The following is a 17624-nucleotide window of genomic DNA, read 5'->3' as shown; positions in this document are numbered from 1 at the left end:
AAATACATATTCTAAAAATTATGACAATAAAAAAAGCTCCCATTAAGGGAGCTTTTAACTAAGATAAAATCTTATTATTTTTTAACAGGCTCTTCTTTCTCAGTAGTTGCTGCTTTTTCTTCTGTTGGTTCAACAGTAGTTTTATTGCCGCTATACTTTTCATTAAGAGCTTTGATTATATCTTCAGTGATATCATATGCATCTTTTGCATAAATAATAGATACTGCATCACCAGTACCATAAATATAATCATAACCGTTCTTTTTACCGTAATCTTTAATGTATTCTCTCATCGCTTTACGGATAGTATCACTTTGAGAACCAAACTCTTCCTGAAACTGTTTGATCATCGTTTCCTGCATCATACCAATCTCCTGCTCTCTTCTCTGAAACTCCTGAGCTTTAAGCTGAGCCCATTGAGGACCTTTACGCTGTGCTTCATTTTGTGCACTTGCATAATCAAGTTTAAGTTTTTGAACTTTATCATCAAGCTCCCTGCCCATTTCCTCCTGCTTAACTTTACTTCTGGACTCAAGATCTTTTAATTCTTTCGATTCTTCCATCAGCTTTTGCGTGTCAACATAAGCAGTTTTAAATTCTGTTACAGTTCCTTCATTTTTGTTGCACGAAAAAAGTGTAACAGCCAGGCCAAGTATTAATAATGATTTTTTCATTTGCGGTATTTTAATTTTTAAAATTTCGGTAAAAGTAATAATTCGTTCTAAAGTTCCAAAAACAAGTTTTTATTAAAATTATTGCCAGTTTTTAAGCTATAAATATTCTTTATATAAAAAAGGCTTTGCTATAAAAGCTTTATATTAAAGTTGGCTTATATAAATCAGCTGTAAAAACGTTTTAAAAAAAGGAAAGGTATTTCCATGTTAAACGCCTTAAAACGGCCTTAAACGGCTTTTATTTAATTTTTAGCCCGTCTTATGACATAAATATGCGACGAGTACTCAAAATTACGTGCTGCTTTTATATTAGAACGCAAACCAATAAAAAACCCTTTCACAAAATTCATTTTTCCGGTTTTGTATTTTTCAGAAAGCAGGCTTACATAAAAACTGTCAAATTTCATTGGCAGGATTTTTTTCACCTCTAAATCTTCTTTTGCAAAAAGATGTGCTATTGCCTTTTTAGAAAAATGCCAAAGGTGTCTTGGCGCATCATAAGCAGCCCAAAACTTACCATAATACCCTGCATCATAACTTTTATAATTAGGAACCGCGATGATTATTAGTCCATTAGGCTTTAAAATACGCTTTAATTCGGATATATGTTGCTGAATATCAGGAACATGTTCCAATACATGCCACATCGTAACCACATCAAAAGAGGCATTTTCAATCTCTTTTATATCATTTTTGAATGAAATTCCTTTAGAAAGAGAAATTTTTTTAGCTTTTTCGCTTGGTTCGATACCTAAAGTCTCCCAACCACTATTTTTTGCAGTTACTAAAAAATCTCCGGTTCCGGCGCCTATATCTAAAAGTTTACCTTTTTGCGTTTGATTAGTATTAACTATATTAATCTTATCTCTAAGCGCCTTTTGTTTTACAGCATGGTATAATTTTTCAAAAAGAGAACGTTTTCCGTCAGTATGAGAAATATAATCTTCACTTTCATAATAACTCCCTAAATTTTCAAGAGACGGATGTGGATGTGTTTTAAGCAATTCTAAATCCTCATCCATTAGAAGTTGAAATTCTTCACCCGATACAGAATAATCTTTTACAGTAAGATAAACCTTGTTTTGAGAAAAGTTCATTATAAATTGTTGTATTGGTCTTTAAGGTCCTTTAAATATTTTATCACTGTGTTTTTAAAAAGGGAATCATCTGCCAGACAGTCTTCATTAAATTCATTAATGACAGAGATAGCCAAAAATTTAACCTGAGATCCTACAACTGCATTTTCAGGCACTCTGTTAGAAGCTATAAAATCTGTTGTATCAAAATATTTATTTAATTCATCCTGTGTGTACAACATCATTTTAAACTTCGTTCCTTCTACTGTTGTCCAGTATTCAATTTCAGTGAATTTGCCTAAATCATACTTTTCAACTAAAAACTGGTTAAAAGTTATTTTTGTAGGCTGATTTTGAAAAAGAAAAGCGGTTAATCCTTTCTCAGTTCCCATTACATGCTTTCCGTCCTCCAGCAAAACATAATCAGAAACATCAACAGCATATCTTGGCGCACTACAGGATAAAATCACAGTACTTAGTAAAAACAGAAAAAACCCTTTATAAAAAAGGGTTTTATTGTAACGTTCCACGTGAAACATATTTTTCATATTATCTTCCCATGTGTATTAATAATACCGAAACATCACTAGGAGATACACCACTAATACGAGATGCCTGTGAAATTGTTACCGGTCTTATTTTTTTCATTTTCTCTCTCGCTTCAAAAGAAAGAGACTTTATTTTATCATAATCAAAATTATCAGGAATTTTTAAATCCTCCAATCTGTTTAGTTTGTCGGCATTATTTTTTTCCTTTTCTATATAGCCGGAATATTTAACCTGGATTTCGGCCTGTTCAATTACTTCCTTATCCAAATTATTTTCGTTTATATATTCCTGAACTTTTTCAAATTTAAGAATATCCTCAAGCTCTAATTGCGGACGTGAAAAAACTTTGAACATTTTATCAGGCTGAACAATCGGAGCAGATCCTTTAGCTTCTAAAATTGGATTAGCCTCAGCAACCTTAACACTCGTTTCTTTAAAGAAATTTACAAACGCATCAGATTCGTCTCGTTTCTTTTCCATTCTGCGTAAACGGTCCTCTTTAGCAAGACCAATTTCATATGACAATGGTGTTAATCTGAAATCGGCATTATCCTGACGAAGTAATGTTCTGTATTCAGCTCTTGAGGTAAACATTCTATAAGGTTCTTCAGTTCCTTTAGTAATAAGATCATCAATAAGTACACCTATATAAGCTTCGTTACGTTTTAAAATAAACGGCGCTTTATCATGCACTTTAAGGTGGGCATTAATACCCGCCATTAAGCCTTGAGAAGCTGCTTCCTCATATCCGGTTGTACCGTTAATCTGCCCTGCAAAATATAAATTCTCCACCAACTTGGTTTCAAGCGTATGCTTTAACTGCGTGGGTGGAAAATAATCATATTCTATAGCGTAACCCGGACGGAAGAATTTTACATTCTCAAATCCGGCAACAGAACGCAATGCTTTAAACTGAACATCTTCTGGTAAAGAGGTAGAAAATCCGTTTACATAAACCTCTACCGTATTCCAGCCTTCCGGTTCGACAAAAAGTTGGTGACGATCTTTGTCTGCAAAACGGTTAATCTTGTCTTCTATAGAAGGACAGTAGCGCGGACCTAAACTTTTAATCCTTCCGTTAAACATTGGCGAACGGTCAAAACCTTCACGAAGTAAATCGTGAACCAATTCTGAAGTATATGTCATATGACAAGAACGCTGATGCGTTAATGGTCTTGTTACATCAGAATATGAAAACTTATCAGGGCTTTCATCTCCCGGTTGTTCTATCATTTTAGAATAATCAAGAGAACGACCATCTACACGAGGCGGGGTTCCCGTTTTCATTCTTCCGGCATCAAAACCTGCCTTGATTAAATCCTCTGTTATGCCATACGAAGCTCCCTCTCCTGCTCTACCTCCACCAAACTGTTTTTCCCCAATATGAATCAATCCATTCAAAAAGGTTCCGTTTGTCAACACAACCGACTTAGCTTTGATTTCAATTCCAAGAGAAGTTTTCACTCCTGTAACTTTTCCATTCTCGATAAGAATTCCGGAAATCATTTCCTGGTAAAAATCAAGATTTGGAGTTTGTTCCAACATCGTTCTCCACTCTTCAGCAAAACGCATACGGTCACTCTGTACCCTCGGACTCCACATAGCAGGCCCTTTTGATTTATTGAGCATCTTGAACTGGATTGCTGTCTTGTCTGACACAATTCCCGAATACCCGCCCAAAGCATCAATTTCACGTACAATTTGACCTTTTGCTATACCACCCATAGCGGGATTGCAAGACATTTGTGCAATGTTTTGCAAACTCATGGTAACCAAAAGCGTTTTTGAACCCATATTAGCAGCAGCAGCAGCAGCCTCACTCCCGGCATGCCCTGCACCTACCACAACTACATCATAAACATCCTGAAACATTTCTTTATATTCTCCTTTACTGTTCCACGTGGAACGCCTAAAAATTTTCTGCTCACTCAAACGTTCCACGTGGAACGTTTATATATTTTCTTTTCAAACTAAAAATGTTCCACGTGGAACGCTCTTAGTTTGATGTTTAAAATGTTTCACGTGAAACATTCAATAGCTAATTAACCCTAAGACACATTCTTAAGCGGTACAAAAGTATACTATTATTTTGTAATGGGCGCCTGTTGAATATCAATTAACATCTCTGCCTGTTGCCTTAAAACAACTTCATTTTTTCGTTTTCCTTTGAACGCATTAAAGCAGAATCTTCTTCGGTTTTATCTTTATATCCGCAATAGTGTAGTATGCCATGAGCCATTACCCTGCGCAATTCTTCTTCAAAACCAACATTAAAATCATTGGCATTATCCTTTACCCTTTCTACAGAAATAAAAATATCTCCACTGATAAGATTACCCATAGTATAGTCAAAACTGATAATGTCGGTTAAGGTATCGTGGTTTAAAAACTCAATATTCTTTTGTAAAAGATATTCATCATCACAAAAAATGTAATTGATTTCTCCTTCCGTTTTATTCTCAGACACTATAATCTCTGAAACCCAATCTTCATATTGAGATTCATTTTCAAGTTCAAAATCGGTTTCGTAATTAAAGCTAATCATTGTTCTTAAAATAGGTTTGTACCCTTTGGTTAAAATTTGGGCGCAAAGGTAAACTTTGTCTGTTTAATATCTCTATACTATTAAGATAATCTTTAAGCTCATCAGGAATGGTATTGGCATTATTATCAAACTCTTTTGTATTGGTTTGCGACTGGCGTTTATTTTCTTCACCCTGCTGTTGCATTGCCTTATCAAGCTTTAAAAGTTCGTACTTAAGATTAAGCATTTTTTGAAGGGTTTCGTTCTTAAAACCTTTATTCAATAACTGCTTCTCAATATCTTTCATCTGCTGTAAGGCACGCTGGCCATTACCTCCCATACCCTCTTTTTCCAGTGCTTTTTCTAAGGCTTCACGAAGTTGTTGCTGTTCTTTATATATCTCTAAAAGATCTCCGGCATTACCTTCACCGTCCTGTCCACTCTCACCAGATTGTCCGGGTTTTTTCCCGTCTTTACTATCACCCGGTTGCTCGCCTTCCTGCTTGCCGTTTTTTTGCATTCCTTTCTGCATCTCTTCAGAAAGTCCCTGTTGTTTCTGGATAATATCTTTAAGCTGCATCCCACTTTGACCCTGCCCTGGTTTAGACTGACCCATGCCTGACCCCTGCATTTGCATCTGCATGTTATTAAGAACATCGCTTAAATAATCAGCCAATTTATTGGCAGAAGTAACTGCATATTGCTGGTTAGAAACACCACGGGGAATAATATTTTCGGCCAAATCGCTTAGAGCCTTATCAACATAATAGTGAACATTTCCTACCTCTTGAGTTATCTGTTCAGTAATTTTTGGATTACGTAAAGACATAGCAAAAAGGCTATCGTCAACATGACGGAATTGTTGTTTTAAGTCCTGTTGTTTTATAAGATATTTACTGAATGATGGCGATCCTGAAGATGATTTCCTGAACTGTTCCATAACACTTTCCTGAGAAAAGGAATAGGCCAAAAGGTTATCAAGGATCTGACGAAGCATCTTAACATCTTCTTCCATTTGCTCCATACCCCCCATCATCATAGACTGCATCATTTTACCGCTCATCTGCTTCATTTTTTGTCCGGCAGATTTTTGTTTAGGTGATGCTTTTTGCTTGTTATCTTGTTTTAAATCTTCAGTTGCTTTTTCCATATCCTGCTCAATGTTTTCCTCTTCAGCTTTATCAGTAGGAATATCCATTGGTTTTTTAAGCTCCTCATTTTGCTTTTCAAGATCACGCATTTCTTTCTGAAGCTTGTCAAATTCCTTATTTATTGCCTCTTGTTTCTCGGCAGAATTCTCTTTATTATCTGCCAACTGTTCTTGTTTTTCACCAAGCTTTTCAAGTTCATCAGCAATCTGTTCAGCTTTCTTCTCTACATAAAAACGCTTGGTAAGTTCAACCAATTGCTCTAAGCTTTTTGTTTGGCTTTTGGATTTCTGTTTGAACTTTTCCATTTTATCAAACAGTTCTTCCTTCTCAATTTTATCTGTAAGCTTTTGCAGTTCTTCTAAAAGTTTTTCATTTTTCTGAGCTTCTTTTTCCTGTTGTTCCAGACGCTTCATCAGCTCTTCCTTACGCTCATCCTTCTTCTCAGGATTGAATTCTTCAAGATTATCGTTTAGTTTTTTAGAGAATTCTTTCATACGCTCCTCAACCATTTTTTGACGATTAATAAAATCCTCAACCTTTTTAAGGTCTTTATATTCCAGTGCAGATTTCTCCTTGTTCATTTTTTGAAGCTTATCAAGCTCACTTAACTGCTTATCCTGATTTTTAAGAGACTTCTCTAAACTGTTTATATTACTGTTTTGTTCCTGTAAAGATTTCTCCTGTTTCTCATCGTCGGTAAGTTCTCTATGAGAGAATACTGATGATTTAGAACTTTTAAAATTATGTACTGCATCATTATCAAACACTTCAAAATAGTATTCATAGTTTACACCTTTTCTTACATTTAATCCCTGTGGGAAACTGTAATAAAAACGATCGAAAACTTCTTTTTTAACCGGCAACACAAATTTTTTAGCTTCATTTTCGTTACCCTGAGGATAGTAAACTATTTGTAATTTGGTTAATCCGTAATCATCAGAAACCTGACCAAGCATAATCTCTTTTTTAAGATTCAGACTATCCGGTGCAGATGAAACTTCAATTGTAGGATGTTGGTCTTTTATTGTGGTAATGGAATATTGAAGCTTTTCATGATGTTCCACCTTATCGTTAGATGTGAATATCTGATACTCGGTATTGTTAAGTATCGTTTTAGAAGTTGAAAACAACCCATCAGTATTCGTAAATAAAGAGCTTCCCTCCTTGCCTACCCATTCGATACTACCGGTAGCAAGCGCATTAATTTTCCAGGTTACTTTAGTACCTTCAGGCACTACTGCATTTCCTGTTCCACGAATAACATTAGCCTTTTTATGAAGATATCCGGGAAAAGTAAGTACCATTTCAAAATTAGAGATGGTAGGTACAGCAACAACGTTAAGTTTGTACGGCTGAGATGTTACATTGTTTGCAGATAACTGAAAATCAATAGGTTTTGATGGTTTTTCAAATCTATATTCAAAAATACCAGGCTCTGTATTTTCTAAATAATAATTTTCATCTCTAATGGTAATCATGGCATTTTCAGGAACAATATTACCAACAGTTTTAACCTTTAATAAGAAATCTGTATCCTGCTGAGCTGTAAGAGAATCGTTTACAATAACAAATTCAAAAGGAGCCGGCGGAGCATAATGCTTATCATAATGCACTACCCTGTCAAAACTTTGAGTAAATATTGAAGAATTTCCGCTTAATGCAAATACCAAAATTAATAATACAGGTATAGCAGCATAAGGCAGGTATTTAATATTCCTCTTAAAATTAATAGCATTGGTAAACGGAACAGGCTGTAAATTTTTAGCTTTTTGATCTATGGAAGCCAATAACAATTCTGACTTAGCAGACTCTGCTGAAAGCTGAAGGAAATTGGTAAGTTTATCACTAACCTCTGTAAAGTGATTCCCTATAATGGAAGACGCCTGTTTGTAATCTATACCCTTTTGTAATTTGAATAATTTAAAAACAGGAAATAATATAAATCGCAGAAGCAAAAAAATCTCAACAGCAACAAACAGCCAAAACAAAATACTTCGCCAGGTTGAAGACAACCATAAAAAATATTCTACCAGTAAAGTGAATATAAAATATAAAAGTCCAAGCCCTATAAAAAAGATACTACCCCTTATTAATTCGTTGGTATAGTACTTCTTAATAAAGCCTTCCAGCTTGTTGAAAATTATGTTTTTTGCTTCCAAAATTACAGTCAATTGTTAATAACTGATAAAATTACAATTTCTTCCGAATAAATAACAGTTAAATCCTATTTTCCGAAATTTTAAAAACCATACTTTAAATACTGATTATTAAATATTTACAATACATTAAAAAATATCTGACATAAATTGGCCAAAAGCAAAATATCATAATTGTATCTTTGCAGCAAAATTTTATCAACAATGTCAAAACAAGTTCGCGTGCGTTTTGCACCCAGCCCAACCGGGCCTTTACATATAGGCGGGGTAAGAACTGCCCTTTTTAATTATCTGTTTGCTAAAAAGCATAACGGAGTATTTTACCTTAGAATTGAAGATACCGATCAAAACCGTTTTGTTCCGGGAGCAGAAGAATATATTATAGAAGCATTAAACTGGTTAGGAATTCCTTTTGACGAAGGTGTGGGGAAAGAAGGAAAATTTGGTCCTTACCGCCAGAGCGAACGTAAAGCAATGTACAATCAATATGCACAACAATTGATAGATTCCGGTTGGGCATATTATGCATTTGATACAGCTGAAGCTCTTGATGCTTTAAGAAAAGAAGAAGAAGCTCAAGGAAAAACCTTTATATACAATCATACCAACAGGGATAAACTGGATAACTCTTTACGCATAAGTAAAGAAGAAACAGAAAAAAGAATAGCTAACGGAGAAGAGTATGTTATCCGTTTTAAAATTCCTGTAGGTGAAACACTATTCTTAAAAGATATAATAAGAGGTGACATTAAGTTTGAAACCAATCTTTTAGATGATAAGGTATTGTTTAAAAGCGATGGTATGCCTACTTATCACCTGGCCAATATAGTGGATGACCATTTGATGGAAACAAGCCATGTTATACGTGGTGAAGAATGGTTACCTTCCCTACCCCTTCACGTATTACTTTACAGGGCTTTTAAATGGGAAGCTCCGGAATTTGCCCACCTGCCGTTAATATTAAAACCTGTAGGTAATGGTAAGTTATCAAAAAGGGATGGTGATAAAATGGGATTCCCTGTATTTCCTCTGGAATGGAAAAATGCTGATGGTACCAAATCATCAGGGTACAGAGAGGAAGGCTTTTTACCGGAGGCAGTTGTTAACTTCCTTTCGTTATTAGGCTGGAATCCGGGAACAGACCAGGAGTTATTCACATTAGATGAATTAGTAAAACTGTTTGATTTAGAAAGAGTACATAAGGCCGGAGCAAAATTTGACCCTGAAAAAAACAAATGGTTTAACCACCAGTATTATACAAGACAGGATAACCAGACTATTGCAAAAGAATTTAACCATTCTCTAATAGAAAGAGGTATTAATAAACCTGCAGAATATGTTGAACAGGTTGTAGGTTTAGTAAAAGAGCGTGCTACTTTTACAAATGAACTTTGGGATCTGAGTGACTTTTTCTTTACTGCCCCATCTCAATATGATGAAAAAGCAGTTAAAAACTGGAAAGAAGATACCGGTGCTTTAATGATCGAAGTTAGTGAGGTTATTAATAATACCTTAGATTTTTCTTCTCAAAATCTGGAAGATGTAATAAAAGCCTGGATTAACGAAAAAGGTGTAGGAATGGGTAAAGTTATGCAACCACTCCGTTTAAGCCTTGTAGGCTCGCTAAAAGGCCCTCATTTATTTGATATTATGGCCCTAATAGGAAAAGAAGAAACAGTAAACAGAATTAAAAAAGCTGTTGAAACATTATAAAATTTAAAAAGCCTCTGTAACAAGAGGCTTTTTTATTGTACTAATAGTCGTATCTTAACAATCAATAAAAAAATCAACTAATCATGGGAAACATTTTTTTGTATGTAGTGCTGTTTTTTGCATTCATACTATTTCTTTCATCATTCTTTACAGTTAAGCAGCAAACAGCTGCCATTATAGAACGATTTGGTAAATTCGGCAGTATAAGGCATGCCGGTCTTCACTGGAAGGTGCCTATCATAGATAAAATAGCGGGAAGGATAAACCTGAAAATACAACAGCTGGATGTAATTATAGAAACCAAAACAAAAGAGAACGTATTCGTTAAAATGAAGGTTTCAGTTCAGTTTAAGGTAATTCAGGAAAAAGTATATGAGGCATTCTATAAACTGGAATATCCTCATGACCAGATAACATCTTATGTATTTGACGTTGTTCGTGCAGAGGTACCAAAACTAAGGCTTGATGACGTTTTTGAACGTAAAGATGATATTGCAATTGCTGTAAAAAGAGAGCTTAATGATGCCATGACCACTTATGGTTACGATATCATCAACACACTGATAACAGATATCGATCCGGACATTCAGGTTAAAAATGCCATGAACCGTATTAATGCTGCTGACAGGGAAAAATCGGCTGCGGAATATGAAGCAGAGGCACAAAGGATTCGTATCGTTGCTAAAGCTAAAGCTGAGGCAGAAAGTAAAAGATTACAGGGTCAGGGTATTGCAGACCAGAGAAGGGAAATTGCAAGAGGACTTGTAGAAAGTGTTGATGTTCTTAACAAAGTAGGTATCAACTCTCAGGAAGCATCAGCACTTATTGTTGTTACTCAGCATTATGATACGCTACAGTCTATAGGTAGCGATACAAATTCTAACCTGATACTGTTACCTAACTCACCACAAGCAGGTACAGACATGCTTAATAATATGGTGGCTTCTTTTTCGGCTTCAAATCAGATAGGAGAAGCTATGAAAAAGCAGAATAAGAAAAAGAATACCAAAGATGACGATTCAAGGTATATAGCTCCTAATCCTGAGCATGAAGATAATAATGACAACGAATAATAATAAAAAAAGCGGCTTTTTTAAGAGCCGCTTTTTTTATTTAAATATCTTTTTAAACAGGAAGGTCATCGCCAAGCTTTTTAAAGGTCCGGCAAAAAGGCCCAATATGTTTAATATTTTTTTAGGAGTATCACCTATCATATTTTTAAGCTGAAGACTTTCCTTAGTTTCCTCAACTTCCTTAAGAAGTTTATGATAAGCAAGATCTTTTTCAACCTTTAGTATTCTAAGATCTTTGTTGATTTCCTCGTAACTGGTGTAAATCTTTGATTTCATGGCTAATCGTAATCTTTAAAGAATATTCGTGAAAAGTTAGCCAGTAACGGTCCTTCGGTAAGTTTATCCTGATACTTATATACTATAATGGCCAGTATTAAATAAATACCACCTACAATAAGAAAACCATAGGCCATATTATCCAGGGCATACCCAATACCGATAGCTAAGGCAATTGAAAAAAACAGGGTAACAATCAGTAACATAATAGCTAAAAGAAACACTTTCAGCATTATGGAGGTTGATTTCATAAGAATCTTAAAACCCCAAAGCTTATAATACTTTAAGTTAGCATCAATAAGTTCTTTGGCTTGGTTTTTAAGATCCTCTGCATTTTCTTTTATTTCTTCAAATGCCATAAATAAAACAAATTAGTTTATTTGCCTGCAGCAGCTTTTGCTGTTCCTTTTAGTTCCTCAAGCTTTTTTTCAAGAGTAGCTATAATGTCTTCTTTTTTTTGTTCTACTGTAGAAACAAGATGATCTAATCCGGATTCGATATCTGCTTTAGAATATCCAAACTTGCTTTTTACCTGTTCAGATAATTCATGAAGCTTATCTTTTATCTCATCTTTTTTGTGATCGTAACCATCTTTAATTTTCTTTCGGGTTTTAGATCCTTCGTCCGGAGCAAATAAAATTCCTACAGCAGCCCCTATCGCCGCACCTGCCAAAACTGCAAGTACTGTTTCTGTCTTACCAGCCATAATTTATGAATTTTTCAGTTAATAATTATAAAGGTAAAGACTTTAACATTTGTAGGATGTTAATGTGTAGTTAATTGAAGGCTAAATAAAACAAAAAATTAAAATAACGACATATAAAGAGGTTTTGAAGGGTGTATCATACAAATGCATTTCTTACAAAAAATTATCTCTTATAACGCATTTATAAAGGTCAGTTTTAATAGTAACTGATTATAATAAATAATTTAATAATAGTATTTATATATAATATAAAACTCCGGCTGATAACCGGAGTTTTGATAGAAAAAATTTATATATTGTAATCTATTCCTTACTTTCAATTTTTGCCCATGTATCTCTTAATCCAACCGTTTTGTTGAAAACTAAATTTTCAGATGTTGAATCTGGATCCACACAAAAATATCCTAAACGTTGGAACTGGAATCTGTCTCCGGAATTTGCTTCCTTAAGGCTTGGTTCCAAATAACCTGTAATTACTTCCAGTGAATTTGGATTTAAATAGCTCTTAAAGTCAATTTCCTTATCACCATCTGGGTTTTCGTGAGTAAATAATCTGTCATAAATCCTTATTTCAGCCTTTACCGCATGTTTGATAGATACCCAGTGAATAGTTCCTTTTATTTTTCTTAAACTGGCTTCTGTGCCACTACCACTCTTACTGTCAGTATCATAAGTACAGTGAATTTCGGTTATGTTACCATCGGCATCCTTAACAACGCTTTCACCCTTAATGATATAGGCATTTTTAAGACGTACCTCTTTACCTAAAGATAAACGGAAGTATTTACGGTTAGCTTCTTCCATAAAGTCTTCTCTTTCAATATATAATTCTCTTGAAAAAGGTACTTTTCTAAATCCTGCAGTTTCATCTTCAGGATTGTTTTCTGCATCCAGCCATTCTTCCTGTCCTTCAGGATAGTTAGTTATAACAAGTTTTACCGGATCAAGTACTGCCATTACCCTTGGAGCTGTTTTGTTAAGATCTTCCCTTACGCAAAACTCTAATACAGAAACATCTACAAGGTTTGTACGCTTAGCAATACCAATAGTATCTGCAAAATTCCTGATAGCCATTGGAGTATAACCTCTTCTTCTCATACCCGATATGGTAGACATTCTTGGGTCATCCCAACCGGTAACATGACCTTCCTGTACAAGTTGTAATAACTTACGCTTACTTACTACTGTATGGCTAAGATTTCTGCGCGCAAATTCACGTTGTTTTGGACGCATTGATTTGTTATCATAAATCTGATCAAGGAACCAGTCGTATAACTCCCTGTGCATAAGGAACTCAAGGGTACAAAGTGAATGGGAAATAGCTTCTACATAATCACTTTCTCCATGAGCCCAGTCATACATTGGGTATATTTTCCAGTTGTCACCGGTTCTGTGATGATGTTTATGAAGTATCCTGTACATAATAGGATCACGCATAAGCATATTAGAAGATGACATATTTATTTTAGCCCTTAAAACATGAGTACCTTCGGGAAATTCACCATTCTTCATTTTCTCAAACAGATCCAGGTTCTCCTCTACCGAACGATTCCTGTAAGGACTCTCTGTTCCCGGTTGTGACGGTGTTCCTTTTTGCTTGGCCATTTCTTCTGATGACTGGCTGTCTACATAAGCCAATCCTCTCTTAATAAAATCAACAGCCCAGTCATATAACTGCTGGAAATAATCTGAAGCATAACGCTCTTCTGCCCATTGATAACCTAACCATTCTACATCTTTCTTAATGGCATCTACATACTCCTGCTCTTCTTTTGCAGGGTTTGTATCGTCAAAACGAAGGTTAACAGGTGCATTATAACGTAATCCTAAACCAAAATTAAGGCATATAGAACTGGCATGCCCAACATGCAGGTAACCATTAGGTTCCGGAGGAAAACGAAAACGAAGTTCATCTTTTGGCATTCCTTTCGCCAAATCATCTTCGATTATCTCTTCAATAAAATTCAGTGATTTTTCTTTTGTAGACATATACTATAAAATAATAAGATTGCAAAGGTATTTAAAAAACCCGACTTTAAAGAATATTTAAAACAGCATAAAAGGCTAATAAATTGTATTTTTACGTCACAATAATTTATTGCTATGGGAACCATAAAACTTAAAAATATACGCACCTTTTCTTACCACGGCTGTTTAGTTGAGGAAAGTAAAATAGGATCTGATTACAGGGTTGATCTTGAAATAAAGGCAGACCTTAGAAAATCTATGGAAACAGATGACCTTGAAGATACTGTTGATTATGTGCATCTTAATAAGATAGTTATAGAGGAAATGGCTATACGTTCTAAACTGTTAGAACACGTTGCAAAAAGGATAGTAAAGAGGATTTTTGATGAAATTCCGGCCGTATCAAGAATAATTGTAGGTGTTTCTAAAATAAATCCTCCTATTGGCGGTGATGTAGAAGCTGTAACAATTGAGTTAGAGGAATACAGAACCTAAAGTTTTCATTAATAAATGATTAAAAAAAGATAAAACATTCTATCTTGCAGGAAGTTTACGGAAAAATAAATTTACCTTCAAAATTTCTTGCGATACTGCAAAATATATGTAAATTTGCCAACCATAAACCTAATGGCATCGTGGCCGAGGGGCTTAGGCACAGGTCTGCAAAACCTGCTACAGCGGTTCGAATCCGCTCGATGCCTCCACAAAAAAAAGCTATCATTTTCATGATAGCTTTTTTTATTCATTCTTCTTTCCTAAAAATAAGTTTTTTTAGTACAAGCTTATATCTAATAGGTAGCTTATTTAAATACTGAAAGATTAATACTAAAAAAACATTATACAATACTTTTATTATTAATATTTAAAATATTGCTTTTTATTATTTAAAAAATACTGTTATTATTTATTTATTAAATATTTTATAATAAATTAACATTTTTTAACATAAAGTGTTTATTGTTTTTATATTTTTATTCCTTCTAATAATTCTAACCAATATTTATTAAAAAATTTACAATGAAAAACATTTACTTTTTTGCAGTATTACTACTATTATTTGGCTGCACTACTGAGGAAACAAATAAAATTATTCAAGATCAAACAATACTCAAATCTAATCAGAATATGGAAAGTGATTGTGATCCTTGTACTTTATTAAAAGCTGAAATTAATGCAACGTATAATGAGCAATTAATGTGGTATATTGAAAATAATCCAAGTCCGTCTGCTCAAGCTATGATAGATTTACATATAGAAAGAATGAACTATCTGGATTCTTACTGTGAAGAAACAGGAGATAATACTAACTGCGACTCTTGTACTTTATTAAAAGCTGAAATTAATGCAACGTATAATGAGCAATTAATGTGGTATATTGAAAATAATCCAAGTCCGTCCGCTCAAGCTATGATAGATTTACATATAGAAAGAATGAACTATCTGGATTCTTACTGTGATTAATAAAATTATTTAAGAATAAAATAAAGACGAATAAAGAACTGCCTAAAAGTTATAAATTATTTTTAGGCAGTTCTATTTATATATGTTTCTTAATTGTTGTTTTCTAACCTGTCTATAGCAGAATCCATTATCTTTCTTTCTGCCGGAAACCAGCCCTGTACAAGTAATGCTATACCAAAAATTATAAGTATAACACTGATTGCTTTTTTAATCTTGTTTATATTATTCATGGTTAGTTTGCTTCTTAACTGCTTAGCCAGCATTATTTTACCTATATCAATAATCAGATAAGTACATATAACCGCAGTAAAGAAAATGAATATCCTGGTAGGATCCAGATCAAGCTGAGGCCCCCAGGTAATGATAATGGCAAGCCAAAACCCTAATACACCAATATTAATGAAATTAAGAAGGAAACCTTTAGCAAACAGGCTGAAGTAGTTCTTTTTGATAATATCACGTGAGGCGTCGTCTATTATCTCATTTTTAGCCGATTTATTAATCTTTATAAAAGAAATAATACCGTATGTAACCATAATGAGCCCGCCAAAAGTAAATAAGGCAGGCTCATCTTTAATATTCTGAAGCAGTTTATAACTACTGAAATAAGCAATAAGAATAAATATTATATCGGAAAATATAGCTCCTAAATCAAACGCTAATGCGGCTCTAAAACCTTTAACAACACTCGTTTCAAGCAAAACAAAAAAAACTGCTCCGGGCATTACACTCAAGAAAAAACCTAAAGATACGGCGCTTAAAATATCTTGTAACATCAATTAAATTTAATTGATGCAAGTTACTACTTTAAATTTTTAAATAAAACCATCAAAAAGCTTAAAACAATGTTTATCTGATGATATTTAACTCACCATCAGGAGCGGTATTATCATTTACTTTTTTAGGATTACCATAAACATTTAATTCCGCACCTGAAGCAACCGTTGCATTAACCATTTCCGTAGCATAAATAGATACCTCTGCTCCTGATGCTACAACTGCAGAACTGTTTTCTGTTTTAAACTTGTCTGCATTAAGTTCTGCACCCGATGCTACATGAACCTCAAAGTTTTTTGCCTTCCCACTAAGATGAATTTCAGATCCTGAAGCTGCTGCAATACTCACATTATCAGCATCTGCCTTAAGGTTAACCTCTGAACCATCGGCAACACTAACGTTCAGGTTTTTAGATTTAATATTATCTTTTACATTTACTTCAGCCCCACCTGCAATAGCAATAACTTCAATAGTACTGTTGTAATAAATGGTAAGTTCTACCCCATCAGACTCATTACTAATGGCCAGGTTACCCTCTACAGTACTTATTTTAATATCATCTTCATCACCCTCTGTAATAACCACTTTATTTTCTGAAGATTTTACAAGAGTTACTTCCATACTTCCGCTAATAGCAAGATTAGAGAAGCCTTTTATACTTTTAGTAGTTTGTGCTCCCGCAAACTGAAATACTGCTATTGCAGCACATACAAATAATGTTTTCATGGTATAATAATTATGATTGATACCACTAAAGACAGTATTGATATACTGATTGTTACAGTTATAATAAAAAAATCCCGAAAGCTTTACACTTTCGGGATCCTGTATTTTATAATATTGAAGTTATTACATGATATTAATATCGCCACCTGCGGTATTTTTTTGATTAATCTGTTTTGGATTACCATAAACATCTATATCACCACCGGCAGTAGTTTCTGCATCTACAAAATCAGTAGCATAAACATCTGCCTCACCTCCTGCTGTAATCTTTACAGATGTTTGTTTAGTGGTAAAATTCTTTGAGTTTAAAATACCTCCGGAATTAATACTAACATCATGGTTATCAGCAGTACCTGTAATTGTAACTATACCGCCCGATTTAATTTTACTTTTAAGCTTTTGCACATCAAGATTAAGCTTTACCTCTGCCCCTTCTTTTACATTAAGTTCAAAAGCAATGCTTTTAAAAGTATCCTGAGAAGAAACATAAGCACCTTCACTGGCTTCAATCTGATCTACATTTTTGTAATATAAAGTAACTGAAATATCATCGCCCTGAAGCAGTTTGGAAAACTTCATACGGATTTTTACCTCACCATTTTTATTTACAACTTCCACATCTTTAGAGTCATGTCCTGAAATAAGAATCTTATTTTCATCAGACTGAACCATTAAAACATGAATCTGGTCAAACACCTTTACGGTAGAAAAATCTCCAAGGTTTCTTGTTTCCTGAGCAAAAATGCTACCCGAAACAAGTAGTAAAGCTACAATGAATTTTTTCATAATTTATT

17 protein-coding genes and 1 tRNA gene are annotated in these 17624 nt (G+C 34.2%); 5 read left to right on the top strand and 13 right to left on the bottom strand.

All coding sequences use genetic code 11. The annotated features are described in order from the left end of the window. Positions 1–74: 74 nt before the first annotated feature. From NU09_RS07245 to NU09_RS07220, 6 genes are all read right to left on the bottom strand, one after another. Positions 75–674: an OmpH family outer membrane protein gene (locus tag NU09_RS07245; RefSeq protein WP_129750605.1), complete on the bottom strand. Its 600-nt coding sequence runs from the start codon at positions 672–674 to the stop codon at positions 75–77. 242 nt (positions 675–916) lie between these two features. Beyond that, positions 917–1771: a class I SAM-dependent methyltransferase gene (locus NU09_RS07240; RefSeq protein ID WP_129750604.1), complete on the bottom strand. Its 855-nt coding sequence runs from the start codon at positions 1769–1771 to the stop codon at positions 917–919. Next, on the bottom strand, positions 1771–2298 hold the full coding sequence (locus NU09_RS07235; RefSeq protein WP_129750603.1) for a hypothetical protein: 528 nt from the start codon (positions 2296–2298) through the stop codon (positions 1771–1773). Before NU09_RS07235 ends, NU09_RS07240 begins: the two co-directional genes overlap by 1 nt. A gap of 1 nt (position 2299) precedes the next feature. After that, positions 2300–4171, bottom strand: coding sequence for a tRNA uridine-5-carboxymethylaminomethyl(34) synthesis enzyme MnmG (gene mnmG / locus NU09_RS07230; RefSeq protein WP_129750652.1), 1872 nt, complete (start codon positions 4169–4171; stop codon positions 2300–2302). A 265-nt stretch (positions 4172–4436) separates the two neighbouring features. Then, entirely contained in the window at positions 4437–4844 is a 408-nt protein-coding gene (gene ybeY / locus NU09_RS07225) for an rRNA maturation RNase YbeY (RefSeq protein ID WP_129750602.1), read from the bottom strand. After that, positions 4837–8133 carry a DUF4175 family protein gene (locus tag NU09_RS07220; RefSeq protein ID WP_129750601.1) on the bottom strand — a complete coding sequence of 1099 codons (3297 nt, stop codon included), beginning with the start codon at positions 8131–8133 and terminating at the stop codon, positions 4837–4839. Before NU09_RS07220 ends, ybeY begins: the two co-directional genes overlap by 8 nt. 201 nt (positions 8134–8334) lie before the next feature. On the opposite strand from NU09_RS07220, the gene gltX reads away from it, so the two are divergent. Both gltX and NU09_RS07210 read left to right on the top strand, forming a co-directional pair. Then, positions 8335–9843 (top strand): glutamate--tRNA ligase, encoded by a 1509-nt coding sequence (gene gltX / locus NU09_RS07215; RefSeq protein ID WP_129750600.1) that lies wholly within the window; start codon positions 8335–8337, stop codon positions 9841–9843. 83 nt (positions 9844–9926) lie between these two features. Continuing rightward, complete coding sequence (locus tag NU09_RS07210) at positions 9927–10916, top strand: SPFH domain-containing protein (RefSeq protein WP_242501839.1); 990 nt, start codon at positions 9927–9929, stop codon at positions 10914–10916. A gap of 36 nt (positions 10917–10952) precedes the next feature. On the opposite strand, the gene NU09_RS07205 is transcribed toward NU09_RS07210, so the two are convergent. From NU09_RS07205 to NU09_RS07190, 4 genes are all read right to left on the bottom strand, one after another. Beyond that, entirely contained in the window at positions 10953–11192 is a 240-nt protein-coding gene (locus NU09_RS07205; RefSeq protein WP_129750599.1) for a DUF6327 family protein, read from the bottom strand. A 2-nt stretch (positions 11193–11194) separates the two neighbouring features. Further along, positions 11195–11551, bottom strand: coding sequence for a competence protein (locus tag NU09_RS07200; protein WP_129750598.1), 357 nt, complete (start codon positions 11549–11551; stop codon positions 11195–11197). Positions 11552–11568: 17 nt separating this feature from the next. Continuing rightward, positions 11569–11898, bottom strand: a complete 330-nt coding sequence (locus tag NU09_RS07195) for a YtxH domain-containing protein (protein ID WP_129750597.1) — start codon at positions 11896–11898, stop codon at positions 11569–11571. A 303-nt stretch (positions 11899–12201) separates the two neighbouring features. After that, positions 12202–13887: a glutamine--tRNA ligase/YqeY domain fusion protein gene (locus NU09_RS07190; RefSeq protein ID WP_129750596.1), complete on the bottom strand. Its 1686-nt coding sequence runs from the start codon at positions 13885–13887 to the stop codon at positions 12202–12204. Positions 13888–14001: 114 nt separating this feature from the next. On the opposite strand from NU09_RS07190, the gene folB reads away from it, so the two are divergent. The 3 genes from folB (at position 14002) to NU09_RS07175 (ending at position 15327) form a co-directional block, all read left to right on the top strand. Further along, positions 14002–14361: a dihydroneopterin aldolase gene (folB, locus tag NU09_RS07185; RefSeq protein WP_129750595.1), complete on the top strand. Its 360-nt coding sequence runs from the start codon at positions 14002–14004 to the stop codon at positions 14359–14361. Positions 14362–14495: 134 nt separating this feature from the next. Then, a tRNA-Cys gene (locus NU09_RS07180) sits at positions 14496–14570 on the top strand. A gap of 313 nt (positions 14571–14883) precedes the next feature. Continuing rightward, on the top strand, positions 14884–15327 hold the full coding sequence (locus NU09_RS07175) for a hypothetical protein (protein ID WP_129750594.1): 444 nt from the start codon (positions 14884–14886) through the stop codon (positions 15325–15327). Positions 15328–15416: 89 nt separating this feature from the next. Here the strand turns inward: NU09_RS07175 and NU09_RS07170 are convergent, their stop codons facing one another. From NU09_RS07170 to NU09_RS07160, 3 genes are all read right to left on the bottom strand, one after another. Next, positions 15417–16103 (bottom strand): LysE family translocator, encoded by a 687-nt coding sequence (locus tag NU09_RS07170; protein WP_129750593.1) that lies wholly within the window; start codon positions 16101–16103, stop codon positions 15417–15419. A 73-nt stretch (positions 16104–16176) separates the two neighbouring features. Then, complete coding sequence (locus NU09_RS07165; protein WP_129750592.1) at positions 16177–16830, bottom strand: head GIN domain-containing protein; 654 nt, start codon at positions 16828–16830, stop codon at positions 16177–16179. Positions 16831–16953: 123 nt separating this feature from the next. Then, positions 16954–17616, bottom strand: a complete 663-nt coding sequence (locus NU09_RS07160; RefSeq protein WP_129750591.1) for a head GIN domain-containing protein — start codon at positions 17614–17616, stop codon at positions 16954–16956. Positions 17617–17624 lie beyond the last annotated feature (8 nt).

The sequence above is a fragment of the Flavobacterium beibuense genome, from assembly GCF_004151245.1.
GTDB lineage: Bacteria > Bacteroidota > Bacteroidia > Flavobacteriales > Flavobacteriaceae > Flavobacterium > Flavobacterium beibuense_A.
Note: the sequence above shows the minus strand (reverse complement) of the source record. Positions and strands in the feature narration are given on the sequence as shown.